Annotated in this window: 17 protein-coding genes; 3 read left to right on the forward strand and 14 right to left on the reverse strand. The window is 68.0% G+C overall.

The genetic code is table 11. The annotated features are described in order from the left end of the window. Positions 1-234: 234 nt before the first annotated feature. Positions 235-1812, reverse strand: a complete 1578-nt coding sequence (locus BXY53_RS13415; protein ID WP_119062531.1) for an OpgD/OpgG family glucan biosynthesis protein — start codon at positions 1810-1812, stop codon at positions 235-237. Continuing rightward, positions 1809-3959 carry a glucans biosynthesis glucosyltransferase MdoH gene (mdoH, locus tag BXY53_RS13420; RefSeq protein ID WP_119062533.1) on the reverse strand — a complete coding sequence of 717 codons (2151 nt, stop codon included), beginning with the start codon at positions 3957-3959 and terminating at the stop codon, positions 1809-1811. Before mdoH ends, BXY53_RS13415 begins: the two co-directional genes overlap by 4 nt. A gap of 446 nt (positions 3960-4405) precedes the next feature. On the opposite strand from mdoH, the gene rpe reads away from it, so the two are divergent. Next, positions 4406-5104 carry a ribulose-phosphate 3-epimerase gene (rpe, locus tag BXY53_RS13425; RefSeq protein ID WP_119062535.1) on the forward strand — a complete coding sequence of 233 codons (699 nt, stop codon included), beginning with the start codon at positions 4406-4408 and terminating at the stop codon, positions 5102-5104. A 97-nt stretch (positions 5105-5201) separates the two neighbouring features. On the opposite strand, the gene BXY53_RS13430 is transcribed toward rpe, so the two are convergent. Continuing rightward, positions 5202-5570 (reverse strand): ArsR/SmtB family transcription factor, encoded by a 369-nt coding sequence (locus BXY53_RS13430; RefSeq protein WP_119062537.1) that lies wholly within the window; start codon positions 5568-5570, stop codon positions 5202-5204. A gap of 44 nt (positions 5571-5614) precedes the next feature. Continuing rightward, positions 5615-5875, reverse strand: coding sequence for a hypothetical protein (locus BXY53_RS13435; RefSeq protein WP_119062539.1), 261 nt, complete (start codon positions 5873-5875; stop codon positions 5615-5617). A gap of 252 nt (positions 5876-6127) precedes the next feature. Here BXY53_RS13435 and BXY53_RS13440 point away from each other — a divergent pair, with 252 nt between their 5' ends. Then, positions 6128-7246, forward strand: coding sequence for a DUF937 domain-containing protein (locus tag BXY53_RS13440; protein WP_119062540.1), 1119 nt, complete (start codon positions 6128-6130; stop codon positions 7244-7246). 61 nt (positions 7247-7307) lie between these two features. Here the strand turns inward: BXY53_RS13440 and cobF are convergent, their stop codons facing one another. From cobF to cbiE, 6 genes are read right to left on the reverse strand one after another with little or no spacing between them, the layout of a single operon-like run. Further along, positions 7308-8045 (reverse strand): precorrin-6A synthase (deacetylating), encoded by a 738-nt coding sequence (cobF, locus tag BXY53_RS13445; RefSeq protein WP_119062541.1) that lies wholly within the window; start codon positions 8043-8045, stop codon positions 7308-7310. 3 nt (positions 8046-8048) lie between these two features. Beyond that, complete coding sequence (gene cobA / locus BXY53_RS13450; protein WP_119062543.1) at positions 8049-8774, reverse strand: uroporphyrinogen-III C-methyltransferase; 726 nt, start codon at positions 8772-8774, stop codon at positions 8049-8051. Next, a complete protein-coding gene (locus BXY53_RS13455) occupies positions 8771-10081 on the reverse strand; it encodes a cobyrinic acid a,c-diamide synthase CobB (RefSeq protein WP_119062544.1) in 1311 nt (436 codons plus the stop codon). The genes cobA and BXY53_RS13455 overlap by 4 nt, the downstream gene beginning before the upstream one ends. Then, on the reverse strand, positions 10078-10851 hold the full coding sequence (gene cobM, locus BXY53_RS13460; protein WP_119062546.1) for a precorrin-4 C(11)-methyltransferase: 774 nt from the start codon (positions 10849-10851) through the stop codon (positions 10078-10080). The genes BXY53_RS13455 and cobM overlap by 4 nt, the downstream gene beginning before the upstream one ends. After that, positions 10848-11216: a cobalamin biosynthesis protein gene (locus tag BXY53_RS13465; protein WP_119062596.1), complete on the reverse strand. Its 369-nt coding sequence runs from the start codon at positions 11214-11216 to the stop codon at positions 10848-10850. The genes cobM and BXY53_RS13465 overlap by 4 nt, the downstream gene beginning before the upstream one ends. Continuing rightward, positions 11213-12412: a precorrin-6y C5,15-methyltransferase (decarboxylating) subunit CbiE gene (cbiE, locus tag BXY53_RS13470; protein ID WP_119062548.1), complete on the reverse strand. Its 1200-nt coding sequence runs from the start codon at positions 12410-12412 to the stop codon at positions 11213-11215. Before cbiE ends, BXY53_RS13465 begins: the two co-directional genes overlap by 4 nt. Between cbiE and BXY53_RS13475 the strand changes: the two genes are divergently transcribed. Then, on the forward strand, positions 12411-13166 hold the full coding sequence (locus BXY53_RS13475; protein WP_119062549.1) for a cobalt-precorrin-6A reductase: 756 nt from the start codon (positions 12411-12413) through the stop codon (positions 13164-13166). The two genes, cbiE and BXY53_RS13475, sit on opposite strands and share 2 nt — an antisense overlap. Here BXY53_RS13475 and cobJ read toward each other — a convergent pair. Genes cobJ through cobG form a run of 4 tightly spaced genes read right to left on the reverse strand, consistent with a single transcriptional unit; the run spans position 13139 to position 16354 of the window. Next, complete coding sequence (cobJ, locus tag BXY53_RS13480; RefSeq protein WP_119062551.1) at positions 13139-13888, reverse strand: precorrin-3B C(17)-methyltransferase; 750 nt, start codon at positions 13886-13888, stop codon at positions 13139-13141. The genes BXY53_RS13475 and cobJ overlap by 28 nt on opposite strands. Then, positions 13885-14607: a precorrin-2 C(20)-methyltransferase gene (locus BXY53_RS13485; RefSeq protein WP_210209249.1), complete on the reverse strand. Its 723-nt coding sequence runs from the start codon at positions 14605-14607 to the stop codon at positions 13885-13887. The genes cobJ and BXY53_RS13485 overlap by 4 nt, the downstream gene beginning before the upstream one ends. 2 nt (positions 14608-14609) lie before the next feature. Beyond that, positions 14610-15239 carry a precorrin-8X methylmutase gene (locus tag BXY53_RS13490; protein WP_119062554.1) on the reverse strand — a complete coding sequence of 210 codons (630 nt, stop codon included), beginning with the start codon at positions 15237-15239 and terminating at the stop codon, positions 14610-14612. Next, positions 15239-16354 carry a precorrin-3B synthase gene (cobG, locus tag BXY53_RS13495; RefSeq protein WP_119062598.1) on the reverse strand — a complete coding sequence of 372 codons (1116 nt, stop codon included), beginning with the start codon at positions 16352-16354 and terminating at the stop codon, positions 15239-15241. The genes BXY53_RS13490 and cobG overlap by 1 nt, the downstream gene beginning before the upstream one ends. Positions 16355-16358: the final 4 nt, after the last annotated feature.

Genomic DNA, 16358 nt, shown 5'->3' on the forward strand with positions numbered 1-16358 from the left:
GAGCTTCTTTCACTTATTCTACAGGATGGGCCCTGTTCTCAAACCCGAAGGGTACACGACTGTTGTTCAGCGCCCGAAGGGCCGATCAGGCCGGGCCCTGGACATTGGGCGGCGGGGATCGCGGGCCGTCACATCCCGAGGGCAACGGCATCCGGTCCGGCCTGGGTGTACGCTACCGGCGTGGACGGAGTGCTGGCTTTTCAGGGAAGGGCGGGCCGCGGCAGGGGCTGGCGGCTAGTCATCCACCGCCAGCAGCGGCGCCCAGTCCGCCGGGTCGAGCCGATAAAGCCAGGTCTCGCTCAGCGCTTGGCCCGCCAGCGAGAGGAAACCGCGCAGGTCGATCGTTTCCTGCGCCGGAACGATCATGTCGAACTCCATGCGCCAATGGCCCGTCTCCTGGACATGAACCACTTCGATAATGTTCACGGTCCCGCGTGATGCGGTGATTTCGGCGCGTGGCCTGCTCTTCTCACCAAGGGACGCGAGCGCGCCGCCGGCGAAATCGACGACGAACTTGAGGCCGGGTCCGTGGGCGCCGGGCCGGCCGGCGCGTCCGATCCGCGTCGCGACGACCGCGCCTGGCCACGGCAAATGCGACGGCGCGCCATCGCCCCACCACATCCGATAGGAAAGCTTGTGTCCTGTTCCCGCCTCGGCGGGCCGATCGGGCCGCCAAGCCGCGACAATGTTGTCATAAATATCGTCGTCCGTTGGCAGCTCCAGCAGCTCGATACGCCCCCGGCCCCAATCGCCCATCGGCTCGATCCACAGGCTGGGCCGGTCTTCGTAATCGGCGCCGATATCGTTGTAGCTGTCGAAGCTGCGGTCGCGCTGCAGCAGCCCGAACCCTTTGGGATTGTCATCGGTAAAGGTGCTCACCCGCGGCACCCGCGGGTTGGCGAGAGGGCGCCAGATCCACTCGCCGTTGCCGCGCCGCATGGCCAAGCCGTCGGAATCATGGGCTTCGGCCCGAAACGTGCGCCGGTCCAGCCAGTCATTTTCCCCGGCGTAAAACATTGACGTCGTCGCCGCATAGCCCAGCGTGTCGAGCCGGCGGCGCGGGAAAACAACGGCAACGACGTCGACCTCGGTCCCGCCGTGCCAGCGAACGCCGAAGCTGTACGCGCCCGTCACGCTCGGACTGTCGAGGAGAGCGTGCAGCGTGAGCGTGCGGCTACCCGGCTTCGGCCGCTCGATCCAGAAATCCGTGAAATCTGGAAACTCTTCATTCCCGAGATCCAGCGTGTTCACGGCCAGCCCCCGCGCCGAAAGCCCATACTGCATCGACCGGCCGACGGCCCGGAAATAACTTGCCCCCAGGAACGAGATGATGTCACGCGCCGGGTCGGATTCGTGAAAGACGCGGAACCCCACGTAGCCCAGCTCGGCGCGGCCGCTGTCGGCCACGCGTGCCAAGAGGCCGGTTTCGGGATAGGAGAAGTTCGACGGGTCGAATGCGATACGCTGTATCCCGCTCCCTTCCACAATGTTCATGCCAACGGGCCGGCGGTAATAGAGGCCAGGGTGAAACAGCTCGACGGAGAACGGTGTCTCACCGTCATCCCAGACGCGCCGGCTGCGCTTGAACGCGATCCGCTGATACTGGCTGTAGGTCATCTCCGGCAGCGCGGATGCCGGGATTGTGGGGCGCGGGCGATAAGGTTCGCGGGCAAGCCTGCGCGCACGCTCAACGAGGCGAGTTCGGTCAAATGTCGTCTCATCCGCCAAGGCCTGATCTGACCGAACGCTTCCCAGACCGCAAAGCGCGAATCCGGCCAGCCCGCCGCAAAGAAACTCTCGACGCTTCATCATGGCTCTCGTGCCTGCGTTTTCGGGGCAAGCTCGTCCAGCGCCTCTGACCACGCCAGCAGAACGCGACAATCCTCAAGAGTCAGATCCTGAAGGCCGTGAGCCATGGCAAAGCGGCGTGCCTCGTCGCTCTGTTCTGCGTCTAGGGTGATGGGGGATAATGGCGTCAAGCCCATGTGCAGTTGCAGCCATGCGAGGCTGCGCAGGACGCTGATCGGATCGCGCGTCTCACGGTTCTCCGCTTCAGGGGTGCGCAGCCGCTTGGCATAGTCGCGTTGCACCTGCGCAGGGTGTTTCTCCTCGGGTATGCTCAACAGTCCAAGACGACGCAGAGCAAGATCCACATCCCGCCGACCAGTCAGCACCGCGAACGGAATCGCAAGCACCGCGCTCAACAGGATCGGCGTCAGCCACAGGGAGGCCGCAGTTGCCAGGAGTGTTCCGAGCGCGGCAACGATGATGGCAGCCAGCAGCACCCATCTCAGGGGCCGTGTCGCCTCCGCCCAGGTCACGTGCGCCGCGTCGCGCTCTGGGGCCGTCCACGCGACACTCCGGCCGAGCAGAACTTCGACGACGAACCGGCTGTGCGCGAGCATCACGGCCGGGGCAATCAACGCGAACAGCGCTGTCTCCAGCAGGCAGCCGCCCGTCGTTCGAAGCGTCCCGCCCTGCGCGCGCTTCGTTGCCTTGGCAAACAGCGCCGCGAACAAGCCCATCAGCTTTGGCCCGAGCAGCAGTATTGCCGTCAGCCCAATAAGCGTGAGCACATCAGCATCCAGCGTCAGGGGTGAGAATTGCCCCGCGCCGGTGGAGTCCGGGCCGACGCGCGTTTGCGCGGAGACGTCGGCAACGCGCTCGGACACGCCGCCGCCCAGCGCCACCGCGATGCCGACAGCCACGAAAACGAGCCAGACCGGCGCAACCAGAAAGCTCAGGATGCCAACCAGAAGGTTGATGCGGCTGACCGGATGCAGACCGCGCGCCAGCAGAACGCGCAAATGCTGCAGATTGCCCTGACACCACCGCCGGTCGCGGCGCAAGCTCTCGACAAGGTTGGGTGGCGCCTGCTCGTAGCTGCCGGCGATATCCGGGTCGAGGCGAACCGCCCAGCCGTTGCGCACCAGGAGGGCGGCCTCGACGAAATCGTGGCTGAGGATCTCCCCGCCCAATGGCGGGCGGCCCGGCAACCGGGGCAAGCCACAACTCTCGATGAATGCGTGGCAACGGATGATGGCGTTGTGGCCCCAGTAGTTGCTCGCGCGCCCGCCGAGCGCGGCCATGCCGTGCACCATCAGCGGGCCAGCCACCGCGGCCGCGAATTGCTGCGCGCGGGCAAACACCGTCGTGCCGCCAATCGGCCTTGGCCAGGTTTGCAGCAACCCGAGCGAGGGATTGGCGTTCATGCGCCCCACACATTCGAGCAGCGCATCGCCGCTCATCAGGCTGTCAGCGTCCAGGACGACCATGTAGTCGTATCCATTACCCCAGCGGCGGCAGAATTCGGCGATGTTTCCGGCCTTCCGGCCCGCGTTCGTGTCGCGGCGGCGATAGAACAGGCTGTCGTGCACCCCCAACTGCCGGCAGGTGTCGAACCAGCGCCATTCTTCTTCCAGGTAACGGCGCGGATCGGTCGAGTCGCTGAGCACGAAAAAGTCGAAAACCCCGGCGCCGCCCGCTTCGTCGACGGAGCGGATCATCGCGGAAATGCGTGCGAAGACGTCGCGCGGGTTTTCATTGTAGAGCGGTATCAGGACGGCCGTGCGGGCAGGCGCGCTTTGCACCAAGGGGCCGCTGGAGGACTCTGGCCCGGCCAAGCGCCTCTTGGCCATTGCGAACGCGCCGGCCACGCAGAGCCAGAAATTTCCAGCCAACCACAGCAGAAGCACCGCATAGACGAGGACGAGGACGGCCTCGAACACAGTGATTCCGTTCCAGCTCAACCGATCCGCAAGCAGCCAGACGCCAAAACCCACCGTCCCAAAGACGCCCAGTGCGAAAAGGAACCGCGCCGCCTGCACACCCGCTGGCTCGGGCCTCATGCGGCGCAGGCGATCTTGGACGGCGTCCGGCGGGTCGAACACGCGCAGCGATTGTTCTGGCATCTCCGCCACGCGCTCGGGCGGAAGGGCGATGAGATTGGATTCTGGCATCTTCGCTCAAGGACACTTGTCCAGCCACGTCCGATGACGTGAATGTCAGCGAAATCGAAGATGCGCACGAGACGTTCCCTAGCAGCCCATGAAACTGCGACGCAGGTTTAAATTGTGATTGTATTGTTTCAAAGACGCACGTGGACAGATATTTATTGATATTCCTCGAATTCTTGTTGTGCGTATTTTAACTTTTTCCTCATGGCTTTTGGCTCAAGGGAGCCGACTTAGGCGGCCTGGCAGCAGGTTTGTCAACTTACAACAGCTTCCGCTTCCCCTTGCCGGGCTGATCCTTGGGACGACGTTTCCCGGCAGCGCAGACCGCGGCAGAGGGAGGCAGCCGGCGACGATCTGTTTGACATTCCCGGGAGAATGATCGATGCCCGGAGGAGCGGGCGAAGACTGGGCAGGAACCCGGACGAAGCGCCGCAAACGGAGACTCCCGAATGAGCTTTGACCGCAGCATCAAGATCGCCCCGTCAATCCTGTCTGCCGACTTCGCCAATTTCGGCGGTGAAATCCGTGCGATCGAGGCGCAGGGCTGCGACTGGGTGCATGTCGACGTGATGGACGGGCATTTCGTGCCCAACCTGACCTTCGGCCCGCCGCTTTGCCAGGCCATCCGTCCGCATGTCACGACCGTCATGGACGTGCACCTCATGATCGCGCCGGTCGATCCGTATATCGATGCCTTCGCCGAGGCCGGGGCGGACATCATCACGGCGCACCCTGAAGCTGGGCCGCACACGCATCGCACGCTGCAGGCGATCCGCGCCACGGGCGCCAAGGCGGGCATCGCGCTCAACCCCGGCACGCCGGTCGAGGCGGCGGAATATCTGCTGGACCTGTGCGATCTGGTGCTGGTGATGACCGTGAACCCCGGCTTCGGTGGGCAGAAGTTCATCGCCTCCCAGCTCGACAAGATCCGCAAGCTGCGCGCAATGATCGGCGACCGGCCGATTCATCTGCAGGTGGATGGTGGCATTACGCCGGAGACCGCGCCGCTGGTGGTCGAGGCCGGCGCAGACGTGCTGGTCGCCGGCTCAGGCGTTTTCAAGGGCGGCTCTGTCGATAACCCGGAAGTGTACGGGGAAAACATCCGCGCGATCCGCAACGCCGCCGAACGCGCCCGCGCGGCGGCATGAATGCTTCCATATGCTGTCCCAAGAGATTAGCCGGAACCGCGGCGATCGCGCCGGGATCAGCAAAGGTTAGGCGTTGAGGCAAACAGTAGCGCGGGCGTTAACGCGCGCTTTCAGCATCCGCAGCTTCCTCAGCATCCTCGCGGCAAAACATATCGTAGACGACCTCCAGAAGCCGCCGCGGACGGTCGTCCGCCAGGCGGTAATAAATCGTCTTGCCGTCCCGACGCGTTGTCACCAGCCCCTCATAACGCAGCCGGGCGAGTTGTTGCGACACGGCAGCCTGCCGGGCTGAAACCATGTCCTCAAGCTCCTTCACCGACTTCTCACCGGAGACGAGGTGACAAAGGATCATGAGCCGGCCCTCATGACTGATGGCCTTCAGGAAATTTGAAGCTCGTTGCGCATTTTGCATCATGCGCTCCAGATCCTCGGCACTCATGTCTCGTGTGATGACGGGCAGCGGCATTCGATTTGACCTAAAATGTTATTCGAATTTGATGGCATTTAAGTTTATTCGTTGGCGATCGGCATCCAGATCAGGGAAAGGTCACCAGAAACGCCGATTTCGCCATCAGGCGAGCCCGCGCCGCCACACCGCAGGCTGTAGACCCCGGACGCATGGCAACCGCCCGATCTGTCCGCACAGCTCTGACTGAACGGGGCGATCGGCAAAAAGATCCCAATCAGGCCGACAAAAGAAGGGCGAGAAAGCGCGATGCGCTTGATCGTCGGCATCCGCTGAAAAACGGCACCCTGAAGATCGCGCTGCATGTCTGCAGCGTGTGACGCCTCTACTTTGCCATATACGCGCCAGTTCTACGTCACAATTGTCCAGCAGCGGGACGCCAGAGTTTTCAAGCCCACTAAAAACTCACCAACGCGGAAGATGAACGTCGGCCAATCCGGTTTTCGCAAGTAACGTCTCCCTCTGAGCAGCGCTGGCGCGCCCCCTCACGTCAGTGAATTTGCTGCGCGGCACCGATCCGCGCGGCGTTGCAGAACCCGCAAAACTGGAGTCCCGTCATGAGTACCAATCTCGTCTCGATCGCAATGCAGTACATCACACCCGAAATGATCGGCCGGTTCGCCTCGGCGCTCGGCATTGACCGTCGGCTGATCAGCCAGGCCGTATCAGCTGCCGTTCCCGCGCTCATCGGCAGCTTTGCCGGCATCGCGTCGAAGCCGGGCGGGGCGGCCACCATCGACGCTGCGGTACGCGATCAGGACCCCAGCATTCTCGACAGCATCTCCGGGATGCTCGAAGGCGGCAGCCAGCAGGACCTGATCCAGAAGGGTAGTAACACGCTGGCGACCTTGCTGGGACCGTCATCCGTGCCGTCACTGGCAAGCGCGATCGGGAAGTTCGCCGGCATGAGCCAGGGCACCAGTTCGTCGCTGCTCGGCATGCTTGCCCCCGCCGTGCTCGGCATCATCGGCAAGCAGAAGGAACAGAAAGGCCTCGACACTTCGGGCATGGCCCGGCTCCTCAGCGCGCAGAAGCAGCATGTCAATGAGGCATTGCCGGCAGGCTTCTCGAACTATCTCAAGGGCGTCGACATCCCCGGCCTGAGGGCGCCTGCCACGCCCACGCGCGAGAAAGTGGCGCATGCCGCCTTTTCCCAGGCAAAGCCCGCGGAGAAACGGTCATCGCCCCGCATCCTCACCTGGCTCCTGCCGATCGCGGCCGTCGCGGCCGTGGCGTGGTGGTTCCTGGGTGATCGCGGTACCACGGTCAGCGAGACGCCGGTCGACGAGACCGTCGTCGGCGAGCGCACGACAAGCACCCAGACTGTCGAAACCGGACCGGTCAGGCTGGTGGCCGGCGGGGTCGATCTCGCCACAGCTTGGGACAAGACCTTTTCCGAGCTTCGTACCACGCTGGAAGGCGTGAGCGACGTCGAAACAGCCCAGAGCGCGCTACCGAAGCTGCAGGCCGCCGCCAGCGAGCTTGAGCGACTGGCGCAGCTGTCGGAAGAACTGTCGCCGGCAGGGCGCACCGCGCTTGCACGGCTGGTGGATCAAGCCCAGCCGAGGCTCGCACAGCTTTATGAAAAGGTGCTAGCCATTCCGGGCGTCGCCGAGATCGCGCAGCCACGCATCGAGGTGGTACGCTCGCAGCTTAATACCCTGGCGCGGGCCTGAACGCGGCACCGTGAATGCAAGAACGTGAGATGGGGAGGGTGCGCCGGCGGCGCGCCCTTCTTCATGCCCATCTGAGCAGATAGGTGTCCATGATCCAGCCATGCGCGGCGCGCGCCTGCTCGCGGGCCGCCACGATTTCCGCACCGACTTTTGCCAGCGGCCCGGCGCGCAGGATTTGCCTCTCCATCCCGAGGTAAGCGCCCCACCAGATGGTCACGCCCTCCGGGTCGATCGCCTGAAACGCGCATCCCCCATCGAGCATCACCGCGACCGTGGTCGCGCCGTCCGGCCAGCCCTCTTCGCGCAAGCGCCGCCCGGTCGTGATGAGCACTGGCGCGCCGATCTCGTTCAGGGGGATGCGATGCGCCGCCGTCAGCGCCTGCAGCGCCGTGATGCCGGGGACGATGCGGATGTCCGGCTGCGGGTCGAGCCGCGCGGCGATGCGCAGCGAGCTGTCGTAGAGCGATGGGTCGCCCCAGATCAGCAGGGCGGCGGAGGCCGCAGGCGGGGTCTGCGCGGCGAGCGCGGCCTGCCAGGCGGCGGCCACGGCATCATGCCAGTCGGCCACGCCGGCCATGTAGTCGCCGCTGTCGTTACGCGTCGGGAGGTCAAACTCGACGATCCGCGCGTCGTCGCCCAGCAGGCGCGCGCAAATCTCCCGGCGCAGATCGGCCAGATCGCGCTTCTCCGCGCCCTTGCGCGGGATCAGCACCAAATCGGCGGTTTGCACCGCGCGCACGCCCTCCAGCGTGATGTGGTCCGGGTTGCCCGTGCCAATGCCGATGAGCCGAAGTTCCATGCCCTACTCCGACGTGTCCGCGAGCGGGCCGAACAGGATGATCGCCGGCTTGTCGCCCGGCTCTTCGCGTAGCTGCGCGGCCAGTTCGGCAACCGTACTGCGCTGCAGGCGCTGATCCGCGCGGCTGATGGCCTCTGCCAGCAACGCCGGCGTATCGGGCGGCAGCCCGCGTGCCAACAGCGTGTCGACCAGCGCGGGGAAGGTGCGCTTGCCCATGAACACGGCGGTGGTCGTGCCCGGATCGGACAGCGCGTCGAGGTCGATGTCCGAAGGCAGCCGGCCGCTGACGTCATGCCCGGTGATGAACTGCACGCGCCGCGCCGTGAGCCGGCGGGTGAGCGGCATCTCCGCCGCCGCCGCCGCCGCGCAGACCGACGGCACCCCGGGAATGATCTCGCAGTCGATGCCCGCTTCGCGCAGCGCGTTCAACTCTTCCTCCAGCCGGCCGAACAGCCCCGGATCACCGGATTTGAGCCGCACGACCCGCGCGCCCGTGAGCGCATAATCCACCAGCAGGCGGCTGACATGCGGCTGGCGCGGCGACGGCCGCCCCGCGCGCTTACCCACGCCGACAAGGTCCGCGCCCTTGCGCGCATATTCAAGGATCGGGCCGGATGACAGATCGTCGAACAGCACCGCATCCGCGCGCTTCAGCCGGTCGACGGCCTTGAGCGTCAACAGCTCGGGGTCGCCCGGCCCCGAACCGACAAAACTGACGAAGCCGGTCATGCGCCGGTCTCCGCGATCAGGTGGAAGAAGGTGCCGGTGACTTGCCCGCGGCGCGAGCCGGTCTCGGGGACGGGGTTGCCGTCGGCATCCGCGACCTCGGCCAGCGGCGCGTCGGGCTCATCGAGGATGGTGGAATAGTGGAACTCGTGCCCGCGAAGAACCGCGCCCGCCGCCCGCCCCGGCATCGGGGCAACCAGCCGCGCGCCGCGATAGCCCAGATGCAGCTTGCGGGTCTCATAGCTCGTCACGAGGCCGAGCAGCCCGGCCATCTCGTGGCGCGCGCCGGCCTTGTCGATCAGCGCCGCGCCGAGCGCCATGTAGCCGCCACACTCGCCATGCACCGGGCGCGTCTCGGCGTGGCGGCGCAGGCCCGCCTTGAACGTTTCCGCCGCCGCGAGCCGGCCGGCGTGCAACTCCGGGTAGCCGCCCGGTAGCCAGACCAGATCAGCCACCGCGTCGGGCGCTTCATCGGCAAGCGGCGAAAACGGCACGATCTCCGCGCCCGCTTCGCGCCAGCCCTTGAGAAGGTGCGGATAGGTGAAGGAAAACGCTTCGTCCCGCGCGAGCGCGATGCGTTGCGCTGGCGGTTGCGGGAGCTTGCCGGGCATGTTGGCCGCCCCCGCCAGCGCCGCCGCGCGGATCGCCGCCAGATCAACGTGTTCGCGCAGGAACGCCGCATATCCCGCAATCGCCGCCTCCAGATCGGGATGCTCCACCGCCTGGATCAGCCCCAGATGCCGCTCCGGCAGGGTCAGATCGCCGCGGCGCGGCAGCACACCGAGCACGCGCAGGCCCGCCTCCTCCATGCCCAGCCGGATCAACCGCTCATGGCGCGGGCTCGCCACGCGGTTGAGGATCACGCCCGCCAGAGGCAGGTCCGGCCAGTAGCGCGCAAAGCCAAGCGCCGTCGCCGCTGCCGACTGCGCCTGCCCACCGACATCAAGCACCAGCACCACCGGCCAGCCCATGCGCGCCGCCGTCTCTGCGCTCGATCCGAAACCGGTCGCCCCGCGCGTCGCCACGCCGTCGTAAAGCCCCATCGAGCCTTCCGCGACGATAATATCCGCGCCTTCGGCCTGCGCCGCGATCGCCGCGAGCAGCCGCTCATCCATCGCCCATGTGTCGAGATTGAACGAATCGCGCCCGACGGCGGCGCGGTGAAACGCGGGGTCGATGTAATCCGGCCCGCTCTTGAACGGCTGGACGCTCAGCCCGTCCTCGGCCAGCGCGCGGAGCAGGCCGAGCATCACGGTCGTCTTGCCGGTGCCGGAGCTGGGCGCGGAGATCATCAGGCCGGGAATGCTCATGTCGCGCCTCCATTTGCGCTGCGGGGGCGGAAACGGCGGTCGTAATCGGCGGCGTAAAGCCGGCTGTCGTCGAAGCCTTCGCCCGCCAGCGCCGGGCCGACGAGGATCAGCGCGGTGCGCTCGATCCCCTCGCCCAGCGCGGCCTCGATTTCCGCAAGTGTCGCGCGAACGATGCGCTGCTCCGGCCAGCTTGCGCGGTAGACCACGGCGACCGGGCAGTCCGGCCCATAAGCGGGCAGGAGATCGGCCACGACCTCCGCGAGGTTATGGATCGACAGGTGGATCGCTAGCGTCGCGCCCGTTGCCGCGAAGTTGCGTAGAGTCTCGCCTTCCGGCATGGCCGAGGCGCGGCCCGGCGTGCGCGTCAGCACCACCGATTGCGCCAGCCCCGGCAGCGTCAGTTCCGCCTCCAACGCGGCGGCAGCGGCTGAGAAGGACGGCACGCCCGGCGTCACGCTCACCGGGATGCCTTCCGCGCGCAACCGGCGGATCTGCTCGCCCATCGCGGACCAGATCGACACGTCCCCCGAATGCAGCCGCGCGACGTCATGGCCCGCCTCGTGCGCCGCGCGGCATTCGGCGATGATCGCATCAAGATCGAGCGGCGCGGTGTTAACGATGCGCGCACCCGGTGGGCAATGCGCCAGCACGCCTTCGGGAACCAGCGAACCCGCGTACAGGCACACCGGACAGGACGCGATCAGATCGCGCCCGCGCAAGGTCAAAAGGTCCGGCGCACCCGGCCCGGCGCCGATGAAGTGCACGGTCATGCGCCCTCCCCTATCGCGATGGCGCAGGTTGCCAAGCGGTCGGCGGAGATGTGGCGCGGAGCGAGCAGGCGAGCGCCCGGCCCGGCGGCGGCGAGCGCGGCGGCTTCGGCGACGCTGCCGGTGTGGCGCGCGGCGCGCACGCGGGGCGCTTCGGTCGGAGTTTGCTGGCGGCTCAGGTCATTGGCCGAGATGGCGCGGACGCTCACGCCCATCTCCCTTGCCAATTCGCTCAGGCAGGCCGCCTGCGCTTTATCCTCAGGCGCGGCGAAGGCCGTGACTTTGCGCTCGCCCGCCGCGTGCGCCAGCGCATCGCGCAAACTGTCCGCCGTCGCCGCCGCGCGAAAGCCGAAACCCGCCACGATCATCGCATCACGCTCCATTGCACAATCGGATAGGCCGCGCGCCAGCCGCGCTTGCTGCCCAGCGGCGCGGCCTCGGAAATGTCGAAGCGCATCAGCCGGCCGCCCTGCGCCGCGTGCCAGCGCGCCAGCAGCGCCTCGGATTCCAGCGTCACCGCGTTCGCGACGATGCGCGCGCCCTCTGGCAGCCGCGCCCACAAATCCGCCAGCAGCGCCTCCGACAGCCCGCCGCCGATGAACACCGCTTGGGGCGCAGCCGAGCCCTCAAGCGCCTCCGGCGCGCGCCCCTCGACAACCTCCAGCCGGTCCACGCCCAGCCGCTCGGCATTCGCCCGCGCGCGCGCCGCCCGCTCCGGCACCGCCTCGATCGCCGTGGCGGTAGTCTGCGGATGCGCCAGCAGCCATTCGATGCTGATCGCGCCCGACCCCGCGCCGATATCCCACAGGTGCTCGCCCGCGCGGGGGGCCAGCGCCGCCAGCGTCAGCGCGCGCACAGGCGCCTTGGTGATCTGCCCGTCATGGTCGAACAGGTCGTCGGGCCGGCCCGGTGTGGCCGAGACCACCGCGCCCTCGCCCGCGACTTCCAGCGCCACGCAGACCGGATGCGCGATGTCGGCAAACGCCATCTCATCCGCCCGCGCCTGCCGGATGCGCTCGCGAGGCCCGCCCAGCGCCTCCATCACGCAGAGCGTGCTCGCGCCGAAGCCCTGCGCCGTCAGCCATTCCGCCAGCGCGCCCACCGCCTCGCCGTCGCGCAGCAGCACGATCAGCCGCGCCCCCGGCGCGAGATGCGGGCGCAGGCGCATCAACGGAGCGGCATGCAGCCCAAAGCACGTCACCCGCTCCAGCGGCCAGCCGAGCCGGGCAGCGGCCAAGGACGCGCTCGACGGCGCGGGCAGCGCGCGCCACTCGCCCGCCTCAAAATGCCGCGCCAGCACCGATCCCGCCCCATGCCAGAAAGGATCGCCCGAGGCCAGCACCGCCACGCGCTGACCCCGAAAGCGCATCAGCAGCGGCAGCCCTTCCGCAAACGGCACGGGCCATTCGATGACCTCCGCGCGCAGCGGCGGCAACAAGCCGAGATGCCGTTTCGGCCCCATGACGATCTCGGCGGCCTCCAACGCCGCCATGCTTGCCGGCGGCAGGCCATCCGGTCCATCCTCGCCGATCCCGATGATGGTGAGCCACGGAGCCTCAGCCATGCGCGTCAAACTCCTGATCCTCGGCGGCACCAGCGAGGCCAGTGCGCTCGCCCGCGCCGTCGCCGCGCGCGGGATCGACGCGGTGATCTCCTACGCCGGCCGGGTGGAGCGCCCGCGCGACCTGCCCATCCCGCGCAGGGTCGGCGGCTTTGGCGGCGCGGGCGGGCTGGCGGAATACCTGCGCGCGAACGCCATCACGCATGTGGTCGACGCCACCCACCCCTTCGCCGCGCAGATGAGCCGCAACGCCATGGAGGCCTGTGCGCAGACCGGCGTGCCGCTCGTGGCGCTGACGCGCCCGGCCTGGACGCCCGGCCCCGGCGATGACTGGCGCGAAGTGCCCGACATCCCAGCCGCCGTTGCCGCGCTGGCCGGGCCCCCGCGCCGCGTTATGCTGCCGATCGGGCGCATGCACCTTGCCGAATTCGCCGCGCAGCCGCAGCACGCCTACTTGCTCCGCCTCGTCGACCCGCCCGAGACCCCGCCGCCCCTGCCGCGTCATTCCATCGTGGTTTCGCGCGGGCCGTTCACTGTGGAGGGCGATACGGCGCTGCTGCGCGAGCACGGCATCGAGTTGATCGTCGCAAAGAACGCCGGCGGCAGCGGCGCGCGGGCCAAGCTGGACGCGGCGCGGGCGCTGGGCCTGCCCGTCATAATGATCGCGCGCCCGCCCTTGCCCGAGCGGCGGGAGGTGACAACGCCGGAGGCTGTGCTCGACTGGATCGATCATGCCGGCACCGATCTGGGCGTGTAGACGAACGGGCGGCCCGCGCGCTTGATGATGCGCGAGCGGCTGGAGCCGACGATCACGACCGTGCGCATGTCGGCCATCTCCGGCGCGGCGTCGCGCAGGCGCACAATATCGATCTGCTCCTCCGACGTGCTGACCGCGCGGGCAAAGATGATGGGCCGCTCCGGCTCGCACGCCTCACCCAGCACGGCCAGAGCGCGCGCGAAGCCTTCCGGCCGCGCCTTGGAGCGTGGATTATAAAGCGCCATGGCGAAGTCGGCCTCCGCCGCCAGCCGGAGCCGCTTTTCGATCAGCGCCCACGGCTTCAGATTGTCCGACAGGTTGATGGCGCAGAAGTCGTGCCCGAGCGGCGCGCCCGCCCGCGCCGCCGCCGCGAGCATCGCCGTGACGCCGGGCAATACGTGAATGTCCAAATCGCGCCACGCCGGCTCCGCCTCCAGCGCCTCGAACACCGCCGCGGCCATGCCGAACACGCCGGGATCGCCCGACGATACAACCACCACGCGCCGCCCCTCGGCGGCCATGCGCAACGCCTCGCGCGCGCGGTCCAGCTCGACGCGATTGTCGCTGGCGTGCCGCGCCTGCCCGGCCCGCTCCGGCACCCGCGCAACATAAGGCGCATACCCAACCACGTCGCTCGCCGCTTCCAGCGCCTGCGCGACCTCCGGCGTCATCAACGCATCCGCGCCCGGCCCGAGCCCCGCGATTGCCAACCATCCCCTCATGGCCGCCGCCCCTGCCCGTGCACGACGATCATGGAGAAGTAGGGCGCGGGTTTGCTCGGCGCCTCGGTCAGCCGGCGCACGGTCTGGTTCGGCATGGTCGCGTATTCGATCAGCCAGGCCGCCTCCAGCCGCCCAGTCGCGGCCAGCGCGCGGCGGACCTTGTCGAGGTTGCGCCCGAGTTTCATGACGACAAGCGCGTCTGCCTCAGCGATGCGCCGGGTCAGCTCATCTTCGGGCAGCGTGCCGGTCAGCACGACGAGCACATCATCTCCCCAGGTCACGGGGATGCCTGTCGCCGTCCAGGCACCCGACATGCCGGTGATGCCCGGAACGACCTCGACCGGCACGTCGTCCTTAAGCCGCTCATGGAGGTGCATGAACGAGCCGTAGAAGAACGGGTCGCCCTCGCACAGCACCACGACATCCTCGCCCGCCGCGGCGAGGCCACGCAGATGCGCCGTGCACTCGGCATAGAACGCGGACAGCATGTCTTTATAGGCCGGGTCGTGGAATGAAATCTCCGTCGTGACCGGGTATTCCATCGGGTGTTCCCGTGCATCAGCGTGCAGCATCCCCTCGACGATGCGCCGCGCGTGTCCGGCCCGGCCCGCCTTTCGGAAATAGGCGACATGCCGCGCCGCGCGGATCAGGCTGTCAGCTTTCCGGCTCATCAGGTCGGGATCGCCGGGTCCCAGGCCGACGCCGTAGATCGTACCCATTGTCATTCGGCCGCACTCGCGATCGCGTTGACGGCCGCGACCGTTATCGCGCTTCCGCCCAGCCGCCCACGCACGATGCAGCACGGTGCGGGCCGGTCGGTCCAGAGCGCGTCTTTCGACTCCACCGCGCCGACAAAGCCAACCGGACAGCCAATGATCGCCGCCGGGCGCGGGCAGGCCGGGTCTTCCAGCATGTTGAGCAGGTGGAACAGCGCGGTGGGCGCGTTGCCGATGGCCACCACCGCACCCTTCAGCCGCGGCCGCCACATCTCCAGCGCCGCCGCCGAACGTGTGGTGTTCAGTTCCTGCGCCAGCGCGGGGACGCGCTCATCGCCCAGCGTGCAGATCACCGCATTCTCCGCCGGCAACCGCTTCCGCGTGACACCCTCGCTGACCATGCGCGTGTCGCACAGGATCGGCGCGCCATCCTCCAACGCCGCGCGCGCCGTCTCCACGAAACCGGGCGAAAAATGGATGTCGCGCGCGAGCTCAACCAGACCGGCGGCATGGATCATTCGCACAGCCACCGGCTCTTCCAGCGCGTCGAAGCGCGCGAGGTCGGCCTCCGCCCGGATGGTTGCGAAGGATTGGCGATAGATCGCCGCGCCGTCTGTCTCGTAGACGTGGGGCATCACGGCAGCTCCGCACCGCTGGCGAGGGCCTCGGGCGTCAGGCCGCGCCGCGTCGGCGCATCACCCGGCTTGCCGCCGTGCACGAGATCGAAGCCGCCATCGCGCCCGACCAGCGTGACATCCGCCGCGCGCGGGCGCGCACAGCCCTTTTCGCAGCCTGAGACGTGCAGGTCGCCGTCAACACGGCCAGCGAGCGCGCGGGCGAGCCTGCGGGTTTCCACTGTCGCGGCCGAGCAGGCCGGTGCGCCGGGGCAGGCATCCACGCGCAGAAGCGGATCATCCGGCGCGTCGATGAACGGATGCGCGGGCAGCGCGCGAACGCCTTCCAGCGCGAACAGCCGCCACGGCGTGACGCGCAGCGCCGCCGCGCGGCTTTCCACCGTCACGTCGGCTAGCGCCTCGGCAGGAAGCTGGCCGAACGGCGCACCCAGCACAGGCCCGCCAATGTCATCGCCCGGTCTGGGCTTTGCGCGCGGCGAAGCGGGCGGCTCGCTCTGCCACGCCTGCGGCAACGGGACGGAGCGCAACAGCCGCGCCATTCGTCGCTCTTCGCCGCGCGCCGCGAACCAGTGCGCGAGCGCGACCACCGCGTCGATCGCCTCGCTTTCGGCGACGGGGCAGCCCTGCGCCGCGCCGTCCGCGCGGACGATCAGCCCGCCCCCCGCGCCGCGCTCGATGCGGATGTCGGCGGGTGTATCGCGGAGGATCGAACCGTCCCCGGCATCGACCGCGAAACCGAACTTGCCCGGCAGCGCGGGCAACTCGCCCAGCCGTTGCGCCATCTTCTCCGCCAGCCGCGCCGTGGCATCGCCCGCGCGCCAGTCCGGCGCGACGATGATATTGCGCCGTGCCTCGCGCACCGGGTCGGCATCCAGCAGGCCGAACACCGAAAGCGCCTCTACAAGCGCCGCATGATCTTCCTGCGCCACGCCGCGAATTTGCAGATTCGCACGATTGGTCAGGTCGATGATCCCGTTGCCGTATTGCGCCGCCGCCTCGCACAGGCCGATGACCTGCGCGCGGTCCAGCCGTCCGGCATGCGGCCGCACCCGCACGATCAGCCCGTCCCCGGACATCATCGGGCGGTAAGCGCTGGGGCACCATCCTTTCACCATCACC

It is taken from the genome of Dichotomicrobium thermohalophilum (genome assembly GCF_003550175.1).
Classification (GTDB): domain Bacteria; phylum Pseudomonadota; class Alphaproteobacteria; order Rhizobiales; family Rhodomicrobiaceae; genus Dichotomicrobium; species Dichotomicrobium thermohalophilum.

Coding starts and splice junctions, on each gene's coding strand:
- BXY53_RS13415 (WP_119062531.1), bottom strand. CDS start 1,812: ATGATGAAGCGTCGAGAGTTTCTTTGCGGCGGGCTGGCCGGATTCGCG.
- mdoH (WP_119062533.1), bottom strand. CDS start 3,959: ATGCCAGAATCCAATCTCATCGCCCTTCCGCCCGAGCGCGTGGCGGAG.
- rpe (WP_119062535.1), top strand. CDS start 4,406: ATGAGCTTTGACCGCAGCATCAAGATCGCCCCGTCAATCCTGTCTGCC.
- BXY53_RS13430 (WP_119062537.1), bottom strand. CDS start 5,570: ATGCCGCTGCCCGTCATCACACGAGACATGAGTGCCGAGGATCTGGAG.
- BXY53_RS13435 (WP_119062539.1), bottom strand. CDS start 5,875: ATGCAGCGCGATCTTCAGGGTGCCGTTTTTCAGCGGATGCCGACGATC.
- BXY53_RS13440 (WP_119062540.1), top strand. CDS start 6,128: ATGAGTACCAATCTCGTCTCGATCGCAATGCAGTACATCACACCCGAA.
- cobF (WP_119062541.1), bottom strand. CDS start 8,045: ATGGAACTTCGGCTCATCGGCATTGGCACGGGCAACCCGGACCACATC.
- cobA (WP_119062543.1), bottom strand. CDS start 8,774: ATGACCGGCTTCGTCAGTTTTGTCGGTTCGGGGCCGGGCGACCCCGAG.
- BXY53_RS13455 (WP_119062544.1), bottom strand. CDS start 10,081: ATGAGCATTCCCGGCCTGATGATCTCCGCGCCCAGCTCCGGCACCGGC.
- cobM (WP_119062546.1), bottom strand. CDS start 10,851: ATGACCGTGCACTTCATCGGCGCCGGGCCGGGTGCGCCGGACCTTTTG.
- BXY53_RS13465 (WP_119062596.1), bottom strand. CDS start 11,216: ATGATCGTGGCGGGTTTCGGCTTTCGCGCGGCGGCGACGGCGGACAGT.
- BXY53_RS13475 (WP_119062549.1), top strand. CDS start 12,411: ATGCGCGTCAAACTCCTGATCCTCGGCGGCACCAGCGAGGCCAGTGCG.
- cbiE (WP_119062548.1), bottom strand. CDS start 12,412: ATGGCTGAGGCTCCGTGGCTCACCATCATCGGGATCGGCGAGGATGGA.
- cobJ (WP_119062551.1), bottom strand. CDS start 13,888: ATGAGGGGATGGTTGGCAATCGCGGGGCTCGGGCCGGGCGCGGATGCG.
- BXY53_RS13485 (WP_210209249.1), bottom strand. CDS start 14,607: ATGGGTACGATCTACGGCGTCGGCCTGGGACCCGGCGATCCCGACCTG.
- BXY53_RS13490 (WP_119062554.1), bottom strand. CDS start 15,239: ATGCCCCACGTCTACGAGACAGACGGCGCGGCGATCTATCGCCAATCC.
- cobG (WP_119062598.1), bottom strand. CDS start 16,354: ATGGTGAAAGGATGGTGCCCCAGCGCTTACCGCCCGATGATGTCCGGG.